Annotated in this window: 2 protein-coding genes and 1 tRNA gene; all 3 read left to right on the top strand. The window is 55.7% G+C overall.

Features of this window, described 5'->3' with window-relative positions; genetic code table 11:
• On the top strand, positions 1-471 hold a 471-nt coding region (locus tag NKH04_RS33110), incomplete at its 5' end, for a hypothetical protein (protein ID WP_353045610.1).
• Positions 433-523 (top strand) — tRNA-Ser (locus NKH04_RS33105). The genes NKH04_RS33110 and NKH04_RS33105, both read left to right, overlap by 39 nt.
• Positions 524-588: 65 nt before the next feature.
• Positions 589-840 (top strand): GIY-YIG nuclease family protein, encoded by a 252-nt coding sequence (locus tag NKH04_RS33100; RefSeq protein ID WP_353045609.1) that lies wholly within the window; start codon positions 589-591, stop codon positions 838-840.
• The last annotated feature ends 81 nt before the right edge of the window (positions 841-921 follow it).

Below are 921 nucleotides of genomic sequence, written 5' to 3'. Positions count from 1 at the left end.
AAAGTTAAAAAACGGGTCTGGGTATTCTTTGCTGAAGGACAGCGTTCCCTGCCCCATCCCCACTACCGAAAAAGATGCGCACCGCGCCGCTCCTTCAAACCCGACATTACCCATGAGGCGGCGGCGTTCAACCACGATCGTACCGGCAAAAGGTTTGTGTCGGCGCTATCCCCCAGCGTTGTTGCACAAATGACACGATTTGGCCTCACTCCGAAAGCTCCCGTTAACCAACAGCCCTTCGCAAGCCGTTGCAAACGGCGGATTCCGGCGATGGTCGGCCCGAAATGTGACCATGACCCGAGTCGCGAACAAGGGAATTGCCGCAGAATCGCCACATCGCCGGGCGGCGCTTTGGCGAAGGGTCGATTTTTCAAGGATAATAGCGCCAGCTTGTTGATTGTGCCGGCGCTTTTCTTTATCCACCGGCGCAACGGAGAGGTGGCCGAGTGGTCGAAGGCGCTCCCCTGCTAAGGGAGTAGAGGTCAAAAGCTTCTCGTGGGTTCGAATCCCATCCTCTCCGCCACCCTACGCACCCTGCGGGCTTCGGGTGGCAGGCCACCCGAAGCTACGAAGTAGCGGAGGGGGACCATGTGGTACGTCTATTTTCTGCAACTCGGTAACGGCGATGTCTATGTCGGATCGACCAACGATCTTCGACGCCGTTTTGATTCGCACCGATCAGGCTATGTGACTTCGACTAAGGCTTATCTGCCTGTAATCTTGAAGGCCTACATCGGGGTTGAAACCGAGGCCAACGCACGGCAACTCGAGCGATATTTCAAGACCGGTTCGGGCAAGGCCTTTGCGAGTAAACGTTTTTGGCCGACTGGGCCTCACTGACGGCCTTAGGACCTATCTATTTGAAATATAAATAAAAAACGAACCCAACGAGCTGCTTTTCGCCGACCTCCGTCCCGATTC

It is taken from the genome of Mesorhizobium sp. M1365 (genome assembly GCF_040317865.1).
Lineage (GTDB): Bacteria > Pseudomonadota > Alphaproteobacteria > Rhizobiales > Rhizobiaceae > Mesorhizobium.
The sequence above is the reverse complement of the archived record's forward strand: the minus strand, read 5'-3'. Positions and strand labels throughout refer to the sequence as shown.

Excerpts from the sequence above, each read along its gene's own strand:
- NKH04_RS33100 (WP_353045609.1), top strand. The coding sequence starts at position 589 with ATGTGGTACGTCTATTTTCTGCAACTCGGTAACGGCGATGTCTATGTC.